This is a genomic window from Methanobacterium bryantii (assembly GCF_002287175.1).
Lineage (GTDB): Archaea > Methanobacteriota > Methanobacteria > Methanobacteriales > Methanobacteriaceae > Methanobacterium_D > Methanobacterium_D bryantii.
The window spans coordinates 188,113-205,877 of sequence record NZ_LMVM01000039.1 but is presented as its reverse complement, the minus strand read 5'-3'; the positions used below and the strand labels follow the sequence as shown (position 1 = coordinate 205,877).

Genomic DNA, 17,765 nt, shown 5'->3' with positions numbered 1-17,765 from the left:
GACCTGACAAAGAAAAATCCATAAAATTACTTGGAGACGTAATTAGCTCATTCTAGGTTTTTTTTTTAATCCAAACTTTATAGTAAATCACCAATTGGATTAAAAAAGTCCAGTTTGGAGAATTTTTTAATTCTCCTCTTTTTAAAAAGCATTTGATGTACCAATTCCTATGTTAAAAACTCAATTAAGTTTTATTAAATTATTTTTACCGGCTAAACATATATTATATTAAAATTATAAAGTAAGTAACATCTTTTTATTTATGATCAGAGTGATTATGATGTCTTTAGAAAGAAAGGAAATGAAAAGAAAACAGAAGCGGGAAGAGATAATCAGTACTGCTGAAAGATTATTCTTTTCTGAAGGCTATGATGATGTTTCAATGAATGACATTGCTAAGGATGTTGGAATGAGTAAAGCGACTCTTTATTTGTATTTTGATAATAAAGACAGCCTTTTTTTTGCAGTTGTCCTTCGAGGCGCTGAAATTATGAAATCTCTAATAGAAAAAGAGATTGGGACTGTAGAAAAGGGTATTGATAAGATTTTTGCTTATAGAAATGCTTATTTTAATTTTGCATTAAGATATCCAGATTATCTTCATATCTACAATTATTTTATCTCTGGAAGGTTTAATTTAACTCGAATTGTAGATAATCTAGTCATGAAAGATGTAATTGAGCGCGGCAGAAAATTTGCCATGTTTCCTGCAACAATGGCTTCCTCTGATGAAAATGAGAGGCGAATCATGGAAATTCGAAAGGATATTCTTATACTTTTAATTAATTCAATTAAAACAGGTATTGAAGACGGTTCAGTTGATAAAAAGATACAGATTATAGAAATGGCGATTTTAATAAAATCAATGACTGAAAGTAGTTTGAATATGCCTCCAGATTTAGTAAAAACTCTAGAAATAAGGGGCATAAATAGTAAAAAGTATTTTTTAGACATTAATAACTTATTAAATAGTTTATTTAAATCATAACTTAGAACTACTTGTAACAAATTCATGGATTGAATTGAATATTTTTACTGGTTTATTATCTTTGTAATATCTTAAAGTCAAAGTAATGTGAAATTAACAGAGCATTATAACGACTTATGCATTAATATTGTATCTATTATTATTGTAAACAGTACTAAACGTTATAAAATAACGTTTTATTAGTATAGCAATTTAATATTCTATTTTTTGAAGTATCTCTGGTTGATGTTCTCTTTAAATTTCAGGAAAATTCTATAAGTTATAACTAATAATATAATAAATTGTTAAATAACTATCTATTTAAATTTAATATTTGTTTTAGCTGCATTTTGAGTACTATTTCATTGCCAATAACATATAATAATGTGTTATCTGTAGAACATATGCTGATATGAATATAACTGCTTTTTACACTTTTTTAATCTAACAGAACATTATCCTGTCATCATTATATGCGTTGATTTGTTGTGCCAATGACTATTAATTTTTCATAATGTGATCTCTATTTAAAAGGAGATATACACAATTTGGGAATTTATAAGGGCATTACAGTAAGCTTTATTATCTATTCAAACCCATAAGAATAAGCAAGATCGCATTTTTACTTTTTATGATTAAACGAAGTTGATCTTAAGTAATTAAATACTGCATTTAAATGTAGTGAATAATTTTCATATAAAATATACTTTTAGTATGGTAAGGGAGCAATATGGGGTATTTCGAGACTTTAGAAGAGGAAACGGAAAAATTGTATGCTATAGCTAGAAAGGCACGGCTTAAAGGTAATGACATGGAAATGGAGCCGGAGATACCTCTTGCAAAGGATTTATCAGAGCGAGTAGAAGGGTTAGTTGGCCCAAAAGGCGTTGCAAAAAGGATTAAAGAATTAGAAAAGGAATGGTCATCAAGGGAAGAAGTGGCATTTCAAGTAGCAAGAGAAATTGTAATAACGCCTGATGAGGAAGGTAAGGAAGACCCAATTGAAGTTAAAGAACTGAAAGCTGACCAGGCACTGCGTACTGCCCTTGCTATCTTAACTGAAGGGGTAGTTGCTGCACCTCTGGAGGGAATCGCAAAGGTTAAAATTAAACAGAACTTTGATAGTACATGGTATTTTGCAGTTTATTTTGCAGGACCTATAAGAAGCGCTGGGGGAACCGCCGCAGCAATGGCAGTTCTAATTGGGGAGTATATAAGACTTTCCGCAGGGCTCGATGTTTACAAACCTACAGACATGGAAATTGAAAGGTACGTGGAAGAAGTTGAGCTTTATGAATCAGAGGTTACTAATCTCCAGTATTCGCCGACCCCTGATGAAGTAAGGCTTGCAGTTAAAAGTATCCCTGTAGAAGTAACTGGAGAAGCTACAGACCAGATAGAAGTTTCGCACCGTGATTTAGAGCGTGTTGAAACTAACAGTATTAGGGGAGGAGCTCTCCTTGCGATAGCTGAAGGAGTTATACAGAAAGCTCCAAAAGTCATGAAATATGCCAGTAAATTGAAAATAGACGGTTGGGACTGGCTGGATAAGTTTTCAAAAGGAAACACCAAGTCAGATGATGAAGATAAAGGTGCTCCTAAGGTAAATGATAAATATATGAGAGATATTATTGGTGGAAGGCCTGTTTTATCATATCCAATGGCAAAAGGTGGTTTTAGATTAAGATATGGGCGTTCAAGAAATTCAGGACTGGCTGCAATGGGTATAAGCCCATTAACCATGGAAATTGTAGAATTCCTGGCGGTTGGGACCCAGATGAAGATTGAAAGGCCAGGTAAAGGAATGTGCGTTGTCCCATGTGATACCATAGACGGCCCAATTGTTAAATTAAGAAATGGGGATGTCATTAAAGTTGAATCCATAGCCCAGGCGAAGGAAATTAGAAAGGATGTAACAGAAATCCTGTTTTTAGGGGATATACTTGTAGCATTTGGTGAATTTTTAAGGAATAACCATGTGCTGTTACCATCTGCATGGTGTGAAGAGTGGTGGGTTAAAACGGTCCAAGAATCGGAGGAGTATTCGGAAGATACTGGTCCTGATTTAAGCCTGGAAACGATTAATGATATTAGTTCTGAAGAGGCATTTGAACTGTCAAGAAAATACAATGTTCCACTGCATCCAGAATACACTTATTTTTACCACGATGTTTCCTGTTTTGATTTAAATACGCTCCGAAGCTGGTTGTATAAAAATTATGATGAGTCTTCCATAGAAAATGGCTTAATATTGGATATGGAACCGCCTAAGAGGATTTTAGAAGTTATAGGTGTTCCTCATAGTGTTCAAGACAATAAAGTGATAATAAATCACGACCATACAAATGCGCTGATCAGCACTCTTGCTGAGCCTTTAGATGCGCAAAAAGATATTACAACCTTAGAAGCGCTTAATGAGGTATCTCCTGTTAAAATAATGGCGAAAGCACCTACTTATATAGGTACAAGGGTGGGACGGCCAGAAAAGACGAAGGAAAGGAAAATGAAACCTGCACCTCATGGGCTGTTCCCTATAGGCACCAATGGTGGAAGCAGGCGTAACATTATTGAAGCGGCTAAAAAAGGAAGTATATTTGTTGACATTTCAAGATGTAAATGTACTGAATGTGGAGTAAGTTCATTCCATGCTAAATGCCCTGTATGCGGAGCAAGAACAGAACCAACAGGTGCTACAAAGAAAAAGATTAATTTGGCGAGTTTACTTAAAAAAGCATATGAAAATGCTGGAGTTAGAAGATTGGATGAAATAAAAGGGGTAGTAGGGATGATATCTGAGGAAAAATACCCTGAACCCCTTGAGAAAGCTATACTCCGGGCTAAAAATGATGTATTTGCATTTAAAGATGCCACAATAAGGCATGATTCTACTGATCTGCCTATCACACATTTCATACCTAAAGAAGTTGGGGTAACTCCAGAAAAGCTGATTGAACTTGGATATACTCATGATTGTTATGGGAATCCACTTGAACGTGATGATCAAATCATTGAAATAAAGATTCAGGATATAATAATCTCAGATAATTGTGCAGAATACTTTATAAGGGTTTCAAAATTTATAGATGATCTGCTTGAAAACTACTACGAACTGGATAGATTTTATAATATTAAGGAAGTAGAGGACCTGGTTGGACATTTAGTGGTAGGTCTTGCACCTCACACTTCTGCAGGCGTTTTAGGAAGGGTTGTTGGGTTTACAAAGGCAGCATGCTGCTATGCACATCCATATTTCCACTCTGCAAAAAGAAGAAACTGTGACAGTGATGAAGATGCAGTAATGCTGCTTTTAGACGCATTAATCAATTTTTCAAAGATATTCCTTCCAAGTTCAAGGGGAGGAAAGATGGACGCGCCACTGGTTCTGTCATCAAGGATAGATCCAGAAGAAATCGACGATGAATCGCATAATATCGATGCAATGGCCACACTTCCGCTGGAACTCTATGAAAAAAGTCTTGGATTTGCTAAACCTTCAGATGTCATTTCAGTTATAGATAATGTTAAGAAAAGGCTTGGTACAGAGGACCAGTATCAGGGCCTTATGTTTTCACATAATACTTCAAGCATCCACAGCGGCCCAAAACTATGTCTTTACAAGATGCTTCCCACCATGAAGGAAAAGGTGGAAGAACAGGTTAAAATTGCCGAAAAGATAAGGGCTGTTGACCAGAAAGGAGTTGTAGAGGGTGTTCTTCAGTCTCACTTTTTACCTGACATGGCTGGAAATTCAAGGGCATTTTCCAGACAGAAAGTTAGATGTACTAAGTGCAACAAAAAGTATAGACGAATACCACTTTCTGGAGAATGTACCTGCGGCTCAAATTTGATACTCAGCATATCCAAGGGTTCAGTTGTTAAGTACCTTGAAATTTCAAAGGAACTGGCTAAAAGGTATCCGATTGACACTTACCTTGTTCAAAGGATAGAAATTCTTGAATCAGGAATAAATTCGTTGTTTGAAAGTGATAAATCAAAGCAAAGTTCGCTGGATGTATTTTTATAATGGAAAAATACAGTATGTGATGGTACCTGGTTATAAAATTAATAAGATTATTCCTGAAAATTGGATATATGTAGATTGATGGTGTAAAATTTGATTAACATTAATTTAACCTGTTCAATGTCCAAATATTTTGTTTTTAAAGATTTTGAAACTTTATATTTGGAATATGATGGGATACAATAGCATAATGACTTAAATATTTGATGAAACATCAAAATTACGTGCGATAAAAAATTAAAATTATTTTCATCGTATTATACATGTTTCTTTAATATAAACTCAGGTATTGGTACGAACCAGTGGTTTTATAACACTATAGTAAAGTTTTAATCTTAGAGGTTAATAATATATAACTAGAATTCTACAATTCTGTTCTATTTAAATGGAATGAATTTCAGTAGGATAATGGTTATTAATATGATTGAACGATTAGGATAAGTAAAACCAATTGTAATTATCATATTATGGTATTATGAATACGTATTAAACCTTAAAGTAGAATTAAAGAAATAAAAATCATAAAATAATTAAAATTATTTTCTGGAGGATTCATTTTATGTGGTTTGGAGGACTATGAATGAAGGACATGCGTGCTATGGCGGCACTGCCTACACAGGCTAAAACGTGCGTCCTGAAAAACAATGGAATATATGAAGAATTCAACCCTAAGAAAATAATTAAATCGTGTCTTAATGTAGGAGTTCCGCGTTGGATTGCGGAACAAATTTCAATAGACATATTGAAAAAACTTAAAAAATTAAATTTGGATTATGTATCTACTACATTAATCCATGAAATTGTAAGTATAAGCATTAGGGCATATGGATTTGAGTTTTTAGAGCAAGAAAATAATGAATATGAATTTGATAGCTCTGAAACTCATCTTAAATTCTTTATATCTGGAAATAATCCAGGTATAGGGTGGTATCGTTGCATAGAGTGTGATAATTATGTTTTTATATCTAAAAATAGAGATATACTAACTAATTGTACCGTATGTGATGGATATCAATTTAGGCTTATTTAAGCCTAAATATTTTATTTTTTTAAATAATTAACAATTAAAGTTGATATTTTTTTTGTATTCTTGAAAAAAGTAGGTTATATACTTAATATTTGAATTATATTTTTAACAATTTGGAATATTTAATAAAAATGTTTAACTAAATTGCAGAAAATTTTAAAACTAGTTTTTATTACATTATATCCTCTTTCTTTAATATTAATTTTGTTTTAGTACTTACTTTGCTCATTTATAACAGTATGTAAAAGGAATAGTAAAGTTTAATTCCACCAACGTTAATAGTAATATAGCAAGAACAGTATTGTTCTTTTCATTAATCTAAAATAAACTTTGATAAAATATGGTATTAATATGATTAAAAAGTGAGTATAAAGAATGAATCATATTATTATAATAGGAATGTATATGAATAAATATTAAATTCTGGAAATAGAAATTATAATGCTCATTATTTTTAATGGAGGATTCAGTTTATGTGGTTTGGAGGACTATGAATGAAGGACATGCGTGCTATGGCGGCACTGCCTACACAGGCTAAAACGTGCGTCCTGAAAAACAATGGAATATACGAAAAATTCAGCTATGAAAAAATAGTCAAATCGTGTCTTATGGTGGGAGCTTCACTTTGGGCTGCAGAAAAGATTGCAACAGACGTAGCAACAGCAGTCTATAACGGTATCTCCACTGCAGAAATTAAGATACTGGTTCATGATTCCCTTAAAAAAATTGATGGGAAAGCTGCCGGTAAATATTTAGCAGCTAACCAATTAAAGGTCAGGACTACCAGGGATACAATAGAACCATTTGATAAAAGTAAGATTGAAAAGACACTTATTGTGGAAACGCATGCTTCAGAAGATCTTGCTGGAGAAATTGCAACAGATGCATGTAAAGAACTTAAAAAACTCGATGTTGAATACCTGACAGCGCCGATGATCAGGGAAATTGTAAACACCAAACTTGTGGAACACGGTCTTGAGACATTAAGGCGGAAGTATACAAGGGTTGGTATACCTGTCTACAATATAACTAACCTCATAAAGAACGGCTCCAGAGATAATGCAAATATGATCCATAATCCTGAGACTGTTCATAAATATGTTGCAGATGAAGCACTCAAGCAGTACGCATTGTTACACATACTTCCAAATGAACTTGCAGATGCTCACATGGGTGGGGACATACATATACACGATCTTGAATTCTTTGCAGGACGCCCAATAAACTGCCTGCAGCATGATCTGAGGGTATTTATAAAAAATGGACTTAAAGTAGATGGTACTGGGGACCATACTTCAGTTGCAGGCCCTCCAAATCATATTGAAACACTAATGAACCATACTGGAGAGATAATGCTTGCAGCTCAGCAGAACATGAGCGGTGGTCAATCCATGAGCCTATGGAACGTGTTTGTAGCTCCGTTTGCGGCAGGCTTACCTTATGAGAAGGTAAAACAGGCAGTTCAAATGTTGATATACAACCTGAACATGGCTTACGCTGCAAGAGGTTCGCAGGTTCCATTTACAAGTCTCAACCTTGAATTTACAGTCCCTGACTTCTTAAAGGATGAACCAGCTTATGGGCCTAAAGGAAAACGTGTAGGAACATACGGTGACTTCGAGGAAGAAACAAGATTACTTCAGCGTGCATTCACTGAAACTCTCCTTGATGGGGATTCAGAAGGTAAACCGCATCTCTTCCCAAATACAATATATGTTTTAAGAAAAGAATGCTTAAAAGAAGAATTTGATGAAGATATAAGGCGTGTACACGAGCTTTCAGCTAAATTTGGAACATCTTACTTCATAAACATGCTGCCTGATTACAGGGGAAATCTCGCTAATTATATGGGATGCAGAACATCTTTAAACGATAATTGGACTGGTGACTGGTCTCAAGACTGTTTCAGGACAGGAAACCTTGCATATGTTACCCTGAACCTTCCGAGGATTGCCTACAATTCCAAAGATGACAGCGATATATTTGAATACCTTGACTCTTATATGAATCTTGCAGAGCGGACACTGATGCTCAGGAGAGAACAGGCTTTAAATTGTCTTAATGATTATAATCTACTTCCATTCCTATCACAAAAGTTAAATGATGAAGAAAAGGGTACTTATTACAAAATAGAAAACTCTACAATGTCATTTGGTTTTGTTGGGCTTAATGAGATGCTCAGATCTTATTTAGGTGCAGGAATTGAAGATAAGGGTGCCAATCAGTTTGGACTTAGGGTAATTGACTATATAAATGAGAGAGCGGCCAAGTTGAAGGATGAAACAGGACTTAGGTGGAGTGTTCTCCAGACACCTGCAGAATCCACAGCTTACAGGTTTGCAACCCTCGATATGGAAAAATACAGGGACAAAATTATTGCTCAAGGGGACGAAAAAACTGCATACTACACCAATTCGTCCCACGTACCGGTTAATGCAGATATTTTACTCCCAGAAAAAGTTAAAATCGAGTCTCAATACCACTCCAAGACCCTTGGAGGGCATATATTCCATGCATTCATGGGAGAATCCTATTCAGACCCAGATGCACTCATGAGCCTCACAGATAAGATAGCCAGAAAATCAGATATTGGATTCTGGGCTTACAGCTCAGCATTGAGCTTCTGTCTGAAATGTAAAACCTTGATGAAAGGTTTACAGGACAACTGTGCAACCTGCGGTGAACAGAAAGAAGTTGAATGGTACGACCGTATAACTGGATATGTTCAACAGGTGGGAAGGTCTAGATCTGCTTCTGGCGGATGGAACCCTGGTAAGATGCAGGAACTGTTGGACAGAAAACGGTTCTAACTTTTTTTCTTTATTTAGCTTCTATTTTATTTTTGACATTTAATTTTTCAAACTATTTTTTTATTGGACTTGATAATTTCATCAAAATATCTATACTACAACTACTAAAAATTAATATAATCTATAAATTTTAGTCAATTAAACAGCATCTTAAAACACAAAAGGAGATAAAAACATGCCTGAATTTAACCTAAACAAAAGTGCATGCAGCAGCTGCGGCACATGTGTATCTACATGCACTCCGGGTCACCTGAAAATGAATACAAATCCAGAAGTTGTTGCAGATACAATGTGCATAGAATGCGGCCACTGCGAAGCGGTATGTCCAGAAGGGGCTATTAATATTTCTGGCCCTGAACTCGAGGCCCCAATGGTTGATATAAGCTCTAAAATTTCACCTGAAGATATGGGAAACTACATGAGAAACCGCAGGTCAATCAGGAACTACAAAAAGAGGCCAGTTCCACGCGAGACCATTGAAGAAATCATGGACGTTGTAAGGTTTGCACCCTCTGGCGGTAACCAGCAGCTTGTTGAGTGGATCATCATTGAAGATCCACAGAAGACCAGAGAACTGGCGGGACTAGTTATAAAATGGATGGAAAAATTAGCGGAGGAAAATTCACCATTTGCTCAGGTACTCCCGGTAGAATCTTTAATCAGTGTCTGGAAAAGTGGTCTGGACCCTATTTTAAGGGGGGCGCCTAATTTATTCATTGCCACCGCTAAATCTAACGAAGGAAGTACACCAATGGATGGAACTATCGCCCTGAGCTATTTGGACTTACTGCTGCCGTCTTTTGGGCTTGGCTCATGCTGGGCGGGTTTTCTTCAAATGGCAGCTGATTTTGAACCAATAAGAGAATTTCTAGGATTAAAAGATAGTGAAGTATTTTTGGGAGCTTTAATGGCAGGTTATCCTGAGTGTAAGTTTTTCAGGGTTCCTAAACGGAAAAAACTGTCTGTAAGGTATATTTAATTTTTTTTACTTTTTTATATAACTTCGCTTTTTAGAAATATGTTTTAAACTAATTTTGAGCTGAATTTTTATATTTTTAATTTTTGGCCCCAAAAGCATATGTTAAATAAAATTAGTATTAATTTTAAGAATTAAATTAAAGTGATTTTATTGAAGTACATATATTTGGATGAATCTGGGAATTTGGGATTTAAAGAAAAATCAGGGCAGTATTTCATCGTTGCAGGATTATGTGTTCCTGAAGAAAAGATTTTAAATAGATGTATAAAAAATGTGAGAAAGGGATTATCTAAAAAATATAAAAAGAACGAACTTAAATTTTCAAATTCGTCAGATATAACCAGAAGGCGTGTTTTAGAATGTATTTCACGTAAATATATTTCAATATCATATTTGGCATTAAAGAAAGAGTGGATACATAATTATTTGCGTGATAAGCCTTCTGTAATACATAGTTATTTGATTGGCCAGTTATTAAGTAATATTTTATATAATGCTGAAGTTAACAAATCATATGTTATAATTGATAAATTTTTGAATGACCGAAAAATTGGAGGATTTAATAGATATATGTACTTTAAATCACCTGTTAAAATAGAAATCACTCATGTAGCTTCTTATGGAAATAATGGAATTCAAGCTGCTGACTTTGTTGCGGGGGCAATTCACAGAAAATATAGGGATAGTAATTCCTATTTTTATGAATTAATTGAAAATAAGATGGATATATGTTTAAATTCACGTTTAAAAATATTTAAAAATAAAAGTTAGGTTAAGGTGAAACCATTCTTACTCGATCCCACCCCGCGTCCGCGGGCATCATCCTTTCAGAAGGACTTACTCACCTTATAGTAACAATATATCTTTTTGTAATATATAACTTTATCTTTTAAACTGTGCTTGAAATGATTAAATCAAGATTTTTAAAAATCTTTAAGTTATCTATTTTTTAAAATCAAACACTGATGAAGCAGGAGTTCCATCTGCAAGCCTCATAGCTTCAGTTACAGACTCTGATGAAGTTCCAAACCCATGTGCAATCATTGTATGCCGTCCAGGCCCTCCGGCGACAACTACAACAACATCTTCTGGTTTTCTTGTTATCTGCACTTTGCCGCCCGTAACCCATTTTGGATCTAGTTTTCTTCCGCCTCTATCTCCTAGTTCAACAGGTACAAGGGCATTTTCATGGATGTACTTTTTGATGTCTTTTTTATTCCACCCGTCGTCTGCGACGGTTTTAGCATGTTCTGGGCTCATTATAACAAGCATTTCGCCGGGTACGTGGCTGTTGTTACATCCAGCAACAGATGCGGTATCAATTATGGTGTCCAGGAGGTCTTCTGCGGTTTTACTGCGATGGTCATTCACGTTGTGTGGTGAATCTAAACCCATTACCGTAACTGTGCTTTCATCTGCCTTAAATCCACGTTCTACGTGCAGAGGTTCCCATGGATTTTCATTTTCAGCCTCGCCGAAGCAGTAGCTGTATTTTGAAGGTGATCCCATGGTGGCATGGTCTCCAATTCCAGGGACAGCACCGCCGATATTTATAAGGCAAAGGCGCATTGCCCTCCCAATGGTTGCATTTGCAATATTTCCTGGGCCTAAACATCCAGCCCCACTGTTTATACTAATTTCACCGGCTATGGGGCCGTTTAAAATTGTGCAAACTGCTACGGGGTGAGTTGTGGCAGTTACTCCTGGTAAATTGAAATTGGGATGTGAAACTGCTTTTATTGAATGCTGGATCACTGGCATGAACTGGGGAATGCAGCCTGCCATTATGGAATTTACTGCAATTTTTTCAACTGTAGCTTTTCCAGACCGTGGAGGAAGAACTGCTATTATATCGTCTCTATTTTTACCTGAAAACTCTATAAATCTACGTACACGCTCTCCTGTGGGTGGAATGATTGGCAGGCCGTCGGTCTGTTTTTTCATATAAAATTCATAGCTTAGCTTCTCAGGATCGGGATCAACATAAACTTCCATATCGCTCTCAGCAGCTTTACATAAGCGTTGCTCGCCATCTTCTGCATTTTCCTTTAAGAGGTCTTCAATGGAACACCCGCAGGCATTATCCACTTTTTTATTATTCATAGTAATATTCCTCAATGGATTAGTCAATATTCAATAATTTTTTAATTTCTTTAATAGTTTCTGCGGCTTTTTCCCTGACATTCTCTTCTTCTTGTCCGGAAATAGGATGTTTAATTTCAACTATCCTTAAGTCATCTGCACCGTGGGATTTTGCAAGTGATCTTGCATAGTCCATGAAGTTATCTGAACAGATTGAAATTGTGGGGATGCCTTCTTTTTCAAGCCTTATTGCATCAAGTATGACCCATGTAGAACATGAACCGCAGTCTCCAACTGCTATAATTGATAAATCTGCACCCGCAGCATCCTTTAACTGTTCCTCTGTTGCACCTGCACCTGCTGGTTTTTCGACGTTTTTCCCTTCTTTATTTAAACTTTCAGCAACTGCAGCTAGAATAACATCTGCATTTGGTTTTGTATTGTTAAAATAGGATATTTTATTGATCTTGGAAGGTACAGGTATTATTTTGATTTTATCTACTACTGTTTCACCCAATGGGTCTATTACTTCTTTTTCAATGACTTTAACTCTCATACGGTTCTCCTGTAATACTATTTATTTCACCTATTTTTGAAGTTCATTACTTATTTAATTTAAAACTCTTTAATGTATTTTATATACAAAATGTGTACTAAACTGTGCTTAATGTGTAACGTATTTATAGTATAAAATCAATTAATTAACAAGGATATGCTCTAAAGTCATGTTCCATTAGATCGTTAAATGAGCAGTATCCTTAAAAAAATGTTGTTAATAGGAGGGATTGGTAACTTCAGTCATTCTAATCACACCCCCATATGAAGTACCCTCCTTAACAACTATTGCATATCAAGTTTACTCAAACTCAATTTCCGAGGTGAAGAATTTCAGGGATCACCTCTATTGCGCTGATTTAAATTAAAAACTGATCCCTGGAGGGTACCAAAAAAAGATTCGGGATGGATAATATGGAAAAAAACATAATTCAAATTTCAGATTTACATTTTGGGGAGTATAAATTCTCTGAGGAATTAAAAAATAATTTAAAATCCCAAATTCTTGAAGAAAATCCTGATTTGATTATTGTTGCGGGTGATATAACTACAATGGGTTATATTGAGGAGTATGTTGATGCACTGGAATTTATAGAAGATTTAAATCAAATATCCAGGACTTATATAGTTCCTGGAAATCATGACGCATGCAATGTTGGACTGGTACATTTTCAGAGGCTAATTGGAAATAGAAAATTTAGCCATATTGATAAAAGGAATAATATCGCTATCGTAGGGCTTGATTCATCAGAACCAGATGTTCACAGCGGTAAAATTGGAATGGACCAGCTGGAATGGTTAAAAGATAAACTGGATAAGATCCCTATGGATATGTACACTATGGTAACATTTCACCACCATTTGCTTCCTGTACCTTTAACAGGACGTGAAAGAAATATTTTGCTTGATTCAGGGGATACATTAAAATTATTGATGGATTATGGGGTTAATATGGTACTAAACGGCCATAAACATGTTGCAAATGCATGGAAATTAGGAGATATGGTAATTTTAACCTCAGGCACTGCAACAACCCGAAGATTACATGCAGATACTTATTCTTCCTACAATCAGCTTACCATCAAGGATCAAATGCTGTCAGTTGATTTAATAAAAACTGAAACTGGTCAAAAGAAACTGTTGGGGTATTACTCTTTAAATACTGAAACAAAAAATGAAAATATTTTGCTTAATCCATCGTTCTATTAGCTAAAGTTATTTTATCTTTTTAAAAAGGAAATTAAAAGTCCTATTACTGTTAATATGATCCCTAAAATAATAGCATTGTATTCTAGATTTAGGAGCAAGATTATACAGGTAATTATTCCTAGAATGGGTAATATTGGAACCCATTTGATATTTAAAGGTATTTTAAAAGATCTTTCAGTATTTGGGGAGGTATATCTTAAAATAATTGCTGAAACATTTATAAAAATAAAACTTGCAAAAAGTGTATAATTGGTTACACTGGCAAGAAAGTCTATTTCTCCAATAAATAAAAACCCTATTGAGGCTAAACTGATTAAAATTATTGCAATCCATGGAGTTCTGGTTTTATAATGCACTTTTGAGAATACATGGGGAATTGACCCTGATTTAGACATGCCGTATACTATTCTAGATCCAGCCAGAATCATTAAGAGAACAGTATTGCTTGTTGCAAAGAGGGCTATAATTGAAAGTAAAAATGAACCGTTTGTTCCAAATACACTGTATGCGATCTGGGAAAAAGGAGCATTTGATTGTGAAAGGCCTTCCCAACCGAGTACGCTTACTGAACTAAAAGCTACCAGCATGTATAAAGTTGTACTTATGATCATAGCAAGTATAATCCCTTTTGGAATAGTTTTATGGGGCTCTTTTGCTTCATCTGAAAGTTTTACAATTTCTTCAAATCCAAGAAAAGCGAAAAAAATTAGAGCTGCAGATGCAAAAATTCCATTAAGTCCCAGGGGTGCTTCTAAATAATTTACAGTTCCATAATAAGGAATTCCAATGAAGGTGATGATTAAAAGTCCCGCTGCTTCTATGGATGTAAATAAAATGGCAACCCTTGCGGATTCTTTAATTCCAACAAAAAGAATAAAGGATAATACTACTATTAATGAAATTGAAGATAAAAATTTGGGTAAATCAAATATAACACTTAAATAATTCGAAAATCCAACTGCAACTGTTGTAGAACTAATAACTGCACTCAATATAATCAACCATCCTATAATAAATGCTATTCGATCTCCAATTGCATTTTTAACATATTCGTACTCTGCGCTGGAATGGGGAAACATGGATGAAAGTTCAGCATAACTAAGTGCAGTAAATGCAGCTACTGCAGATGATATTATAAAAGAAAGCCATAACGCATTCCCTGATAAAGGTGCGGCTTCCCCAATAAGTGCATATATCCCCGCACCTAATATTATACCTACTCCTGATAATGTGACTTCTAAAAGCCCTAATTCACGTTTTAAAGACTTAATAAGTTCACCCCAGTTAAAATAACAGGTTTTAATATTATTTACTCATATTATATATTTTAAAACAGTGGCAGTTTTATAAGTATGGCAATTTAATTCTAATCTCATCATTAATTACCTTTTTTTGATGTTTTTAAAATTAGATAGTTATTTGTTTCTTTAGTTTTATGTTTATCTGGTTAAGATACTTTTGGCAGCGTCTTCAAGCGTATCACATCCTGTAAGTATCATAGCGCGCCGGAGATCCTCTTTTACATACTTAAAGTACATATTCACAGCTACTTCTCCACCACCTATAGCTACTTGAGCGAGAGTCCTGCCAATTAGGGCTATATCTGCCCCGAGGGCTATGATTTTGAGTACATCAAAACCAGTTCTTACCGCGCCATCTGCCATAATTTGGACTTTTCCTGAAATTTCCTTTGCAATATCTGGAAGCGCTTCTGCCACTCCTTGTCCTCCGTCCAGGACTCTGCCTCCATGATTAGATACATAGCACACGTTAGCGCCTGAATCTACAACTTTGTTTGCATCTTCAGGGGTCATGATGCCCTTAAAAATCACTGGTTTTTCTGTACAGTCCACCAGTTCCTGAAGCTCACTTTCACTTTTCCGATAGACCATTTTATCAGAAGCTGCCCAGAACGTTGAACCTGCCCCTTCCAGGTCAATTCCTATTGCAATCACGTTCATATCTTCGGCTAACCTTATGAGCTGGATAAGCCGTTCCTGTGATTGAGGTTTAAGCATTGGGATTCCCCATCCTCCACTTTCTCCTATAACTTTGATTCCCAGATCATCAGGACTTGTTGGAGTATTTCCTACCATTCCAATGGATCCAAAAGCCCTTGCACCTCTTAAGAGACCTCGATAGAATGCATCTTCTGAAATTGCATCGTTCATGCTGGATTTAACTCCTGAAAGACTGGCTCCCATAACTGGAGCTTTAATCTCTTTTCCAAAAATAGAAAGAGACATTTCTGGTTCATGATGGGCTTTGATCACTTGCATTTTAAGCTTGTATCTCTGGAGGGCATCGTAATTCGCTTCAAATGTTTTTCCCTGCCCTGCCCCTCCCATGCCGATTGGAGCCCCATATTTCTGTCCAACACATGTCCTGCCGGGTTTACCATCGCAAACAGGAAAAACACCACAAACACCTGTAAGCATCTTTCGCCCTACAGAGCGGTAATAGTTAAGGTCACTGGTTCCTCCCTGTCCTTTATAAGCTTCCATTTTAATGGCAAATACATCATCACGTATCTGCTGCAGGTACTCTTTGGGCATTCCGCAAACTGGGCATCCCCAGGTATCTGGAATATCATCCCAACTTGTACCTGGTTTTAAATTTGTAACTGAATCTCCACTGTCTTCATCATATACATAAACACTACAATACGTGCAGAGATATTTCATTTTAGCTCACCTTCATAGAAGCGAGTTTAGTACTACACTTCATTTTCTCGATAACGGTTTTTGGATATGGTTTCAAGATTAAACAACCTGTTTGCATCTTCTTCAGAGAGAATTCCCTTTGCAATTGCAAGATCCTTAATGGGTTGTTTTGTTTTCATGGATTCTTCAGCAAGTTCTGCTGAGTGTAAATATCCAATTTTGGGTGAAAGAAGCGTTGCAAGGATTGGATTCATTCCAGCAACTGTTTGTAACTGTTTTCTATTGACCACGATACCATCAATGCAGCTGGACTGGAATATTGGGAGATAATTATTGAGCATAGCTACTGATTCCAGTATATTAGAAGTCATAACAGGCGTCATAACATTCAGATCAAGTTGTCCTGCCTGAACTGCAAGTGAAACTGCTGTATCATTCCCTATAATCTGAAATGAGATCATATTTAGACATTCCGCCATGACAGGATTAATTTTTCCGGGCATAATGGATGATCCGGGCTGAACAGGCGGTAAAACAATCTCATTTAACCCTGATGTAGGACCTGATCCCATAAGGCGGAGGTCGTTTGCTATTCGGATCAGTTCAAGAGCAAGTTCTCGTAGAGAACCTGAGAATGCGGCCATCTGGGAACGGCTTTGCAATGCCTCAAAACTGTCATTTGCAGGAATAAGTTCTAGAGATGTTAATTCAGCCAATTTTTCAACCACTTTTTCCCTGTAAAATGGTGGAGAATTCACTCCAGTTCCAGTTGCAGTGCCTCCTATTGCAACTTCAAGGAGATCATTTCGGCGTTCACGGATCCTTTCTGCAGCACGTTTAATTGCACTGCCGTATGCAATAAATTCGTCTCCAACTGTTACAGGTACTGCGTCCATAAGATGTGTCCGCCCTGATTTTGGAATAGATGAAATTTCTCCGCCTTTTTGTTTAAATGCACTTGCAAGGTTGAGCAGGGCTATGTTGAGGATATCAGCATCAAAAAGAATGGCAATGTGTGACGCTGTGGGAAAAGTGTCATTACTGGACTGAGATTGATTAACGTGGTCATTAGGGCTTAAGTAATTATATTCTCCCCTTTTTTTCCCTAGAATTTCAAGTGCACGGTTTGCGAGCACTTCATTAATGTTCATATTGAATGATGTACCTGCCCCTGCCTGGAAAATATCAAGTGGGAACTGATCAGCAAGCTTTCCACTGATAATTTCATCTGCAGCTTTTACAATGGATTCTCCCCGCACGTTATCGAGGGTTCCAAGTTCCATATTGGTGATGGCCGCCGCTTTTTTTACCAGTATGTATGCTTTAATTAGTTCCGGACGCTCATGTCTGCCGCTAACTGGAAAATTTTCTATGGCTCTAAGTGTTTGAATACCGTAATATACATCATCATGGATCTCTTTTTTGCCTATTGAATCTTTTTCCAGGCGCATT

The 17,765-nt window shown here is 36.0% G+C and carries 12 protein-coding genes; 7 read left to right on the top strand and 5 right to left on the bottom strand.

The annotated features are described in order from the left end of the window. Positions 1-280 precede the first annotated feature (280 nt). The 6 genes from ASJ80_RS15045 (at position 281) to ASJ80_RS15020 (ending at position 10,575) form a co-directional block, all read left to right on the top strand. Positions 281-988, top strand: a complete 708-nt coding sequence (locus ASJ80_RS15045; protein WP_176720192.1) for a TetR/AcrR family transcriptional regulator — start codon at positions 281-283, stop codon at positions 986-988. Positions 989-1,697: 709 nt separating this feature from the next. Continuing rightward, complete coding sequence (gene polC, locus ASJ80_RS15040) at positions 1,698-4,991, top strand: DNA polymerase II large subunit (RefSeq protein ID WP_069583018.1); 3,294 nt, start codon at positions 1,698-1,700, stop codon at positions 4,989-4,991. A gap of 577 nt (positions 4,992-5,568) precedes the next feature. After that, complete coding sequence (locus ASJ80_RS15035) at positions 5,569-6,018, top strand: ATP cone domain-containing protein (RefSeq protein ID WP_069583019.1); 450 nt, start codon at positions 5,569-5,571, stop codon at positions 6,016-6,018. 491 nt (positions 6,019-6,509) lie between these two features. After that, positions 6,510-8,825 (top strand): anaerobic ribonucleoside-triphosphate reductase, encoded by a 2,316-nt coding sequence (gene nrdD / locus ASJ80_RS15030; RefSeq protein WP_069583020.1) that lies wholly within the window; start codon positions 6,510-6,512, stop codon positions 8,823-8,825. Positions 8,826-9,000: 175 nt separating this feature from the next. Further along, positions 9,001-9,804: a nitroreductase family protein gene (locus ASJ80_RS15025; protein ID WP_069583021.1), complete on the top strand. Its 804-nt coding sequence runs from the start codon at positions 9,001-9,003 to the stop codon at positions 9,802-9,804. Between the two features lie 150 nt (positions 9,805-9,954). Further along, positions 9,955-10,575 (top strand): DUF3800 domain-containing protein, encoded by a 621-nt coding sequence (locus tag ASJ80_RS15020; protein WP_069583022.1) that lies wholly within the window; start codon positions 9,955-9,957, stop codon positions 10,573-10,575. Positions 10,576-10,746: 171 nt separating this feature from the next. On the opposite strand, the gene ASJ80_RS15015 is transcribed toward ASJ80_RS15020, so the two are convergent. Beyond that, the gene (locus ASJ80_RS15015; RefSeq protein ID WP_083240886.1) at positions 10,747-11,907 is read right to left on the bottom strand and encodes a hypothetical protein; all 1,161 of its coding nucleotides are present in this window, start codon (positions 11,905-11,907) and stop codon (positions 10,747-10,749) included. Positions 11,908-11,926: 19 nt separating this feature from the next. Then, positions 11,927-12,442: a UGSC family (seleno)protein gene (locus tag ASJ80_RS15010; RefSeq protein WP_069583023.1), complete on the bottom strand. Its 516-nt coding sequence runs from the start codon at positions 12,440-12,442 to the stop codon at positions 11,927-11,929. A gap of 413 nt (positions 12,443-12,855) precedes the next feature. Here ASJ80_RS15010 and ASJ80_RS15005 point away from each other — a divergent pair, with 413 nt between their 5' ends. After that, complete coding sequence (locus ASJ80_RS15005; RefSeq protein ID WP_069583032.1) at positions 12,856-13,650, top strand: metallophosphoesterase family protein; 795 nt, start codon at positions 12,856-12,858, stop codon at positions 13,648-13,650. Between the two features lie 11 nt (positions 13,651-13,661). Here the strand turns inward: ASJ80_RS15005 and ASJ80_RS15000 are convergent, their stop codons facing one another. The 3 genes from ASJ80_RS15000 to ASJ80_RS14990 form a co-directional block, all read right to left on the bottom strand. Beyond that, the gene (locus ASJ80_RS15000; protein ID WP_069583024.1) at positions 13,662-14,921 is read right to left on the bottom strand and encodes an APC family permease; all 1,260 of its coding nucleotides are present in this window, start codon (positions 14,919-14,921) and stop codon (positions 13,662-13,664) included. Positions 14,922-15,089: 168 nt separating this feature from the next. Then, positions 15,090-16,334 (bottom strand): alpha-hydroxy-acid oxidizing protein, encoded by a 1,245-nt coding sequence (locus ASJ80_RS14995; protein ID WP_083240887.1) that lies wholly within the window; start codon positions 16,332-16,334, stop codon positions 15,090-15,092. Positions 16,335-16,366: 32 nt separating this feature from the next. Then, positions 16,367-17,764, bottom strand: a complete 1,398-nt coding sequence (locus ASJ80_RS14990) for an aspartate ammonia-lyase (RefSeq protein WP_083240888.1) — start codon at positions 17,762-17,764, stop codon at positions 16,367-16,369. Position 17,765: the final 1 nt, after the last annotated feature.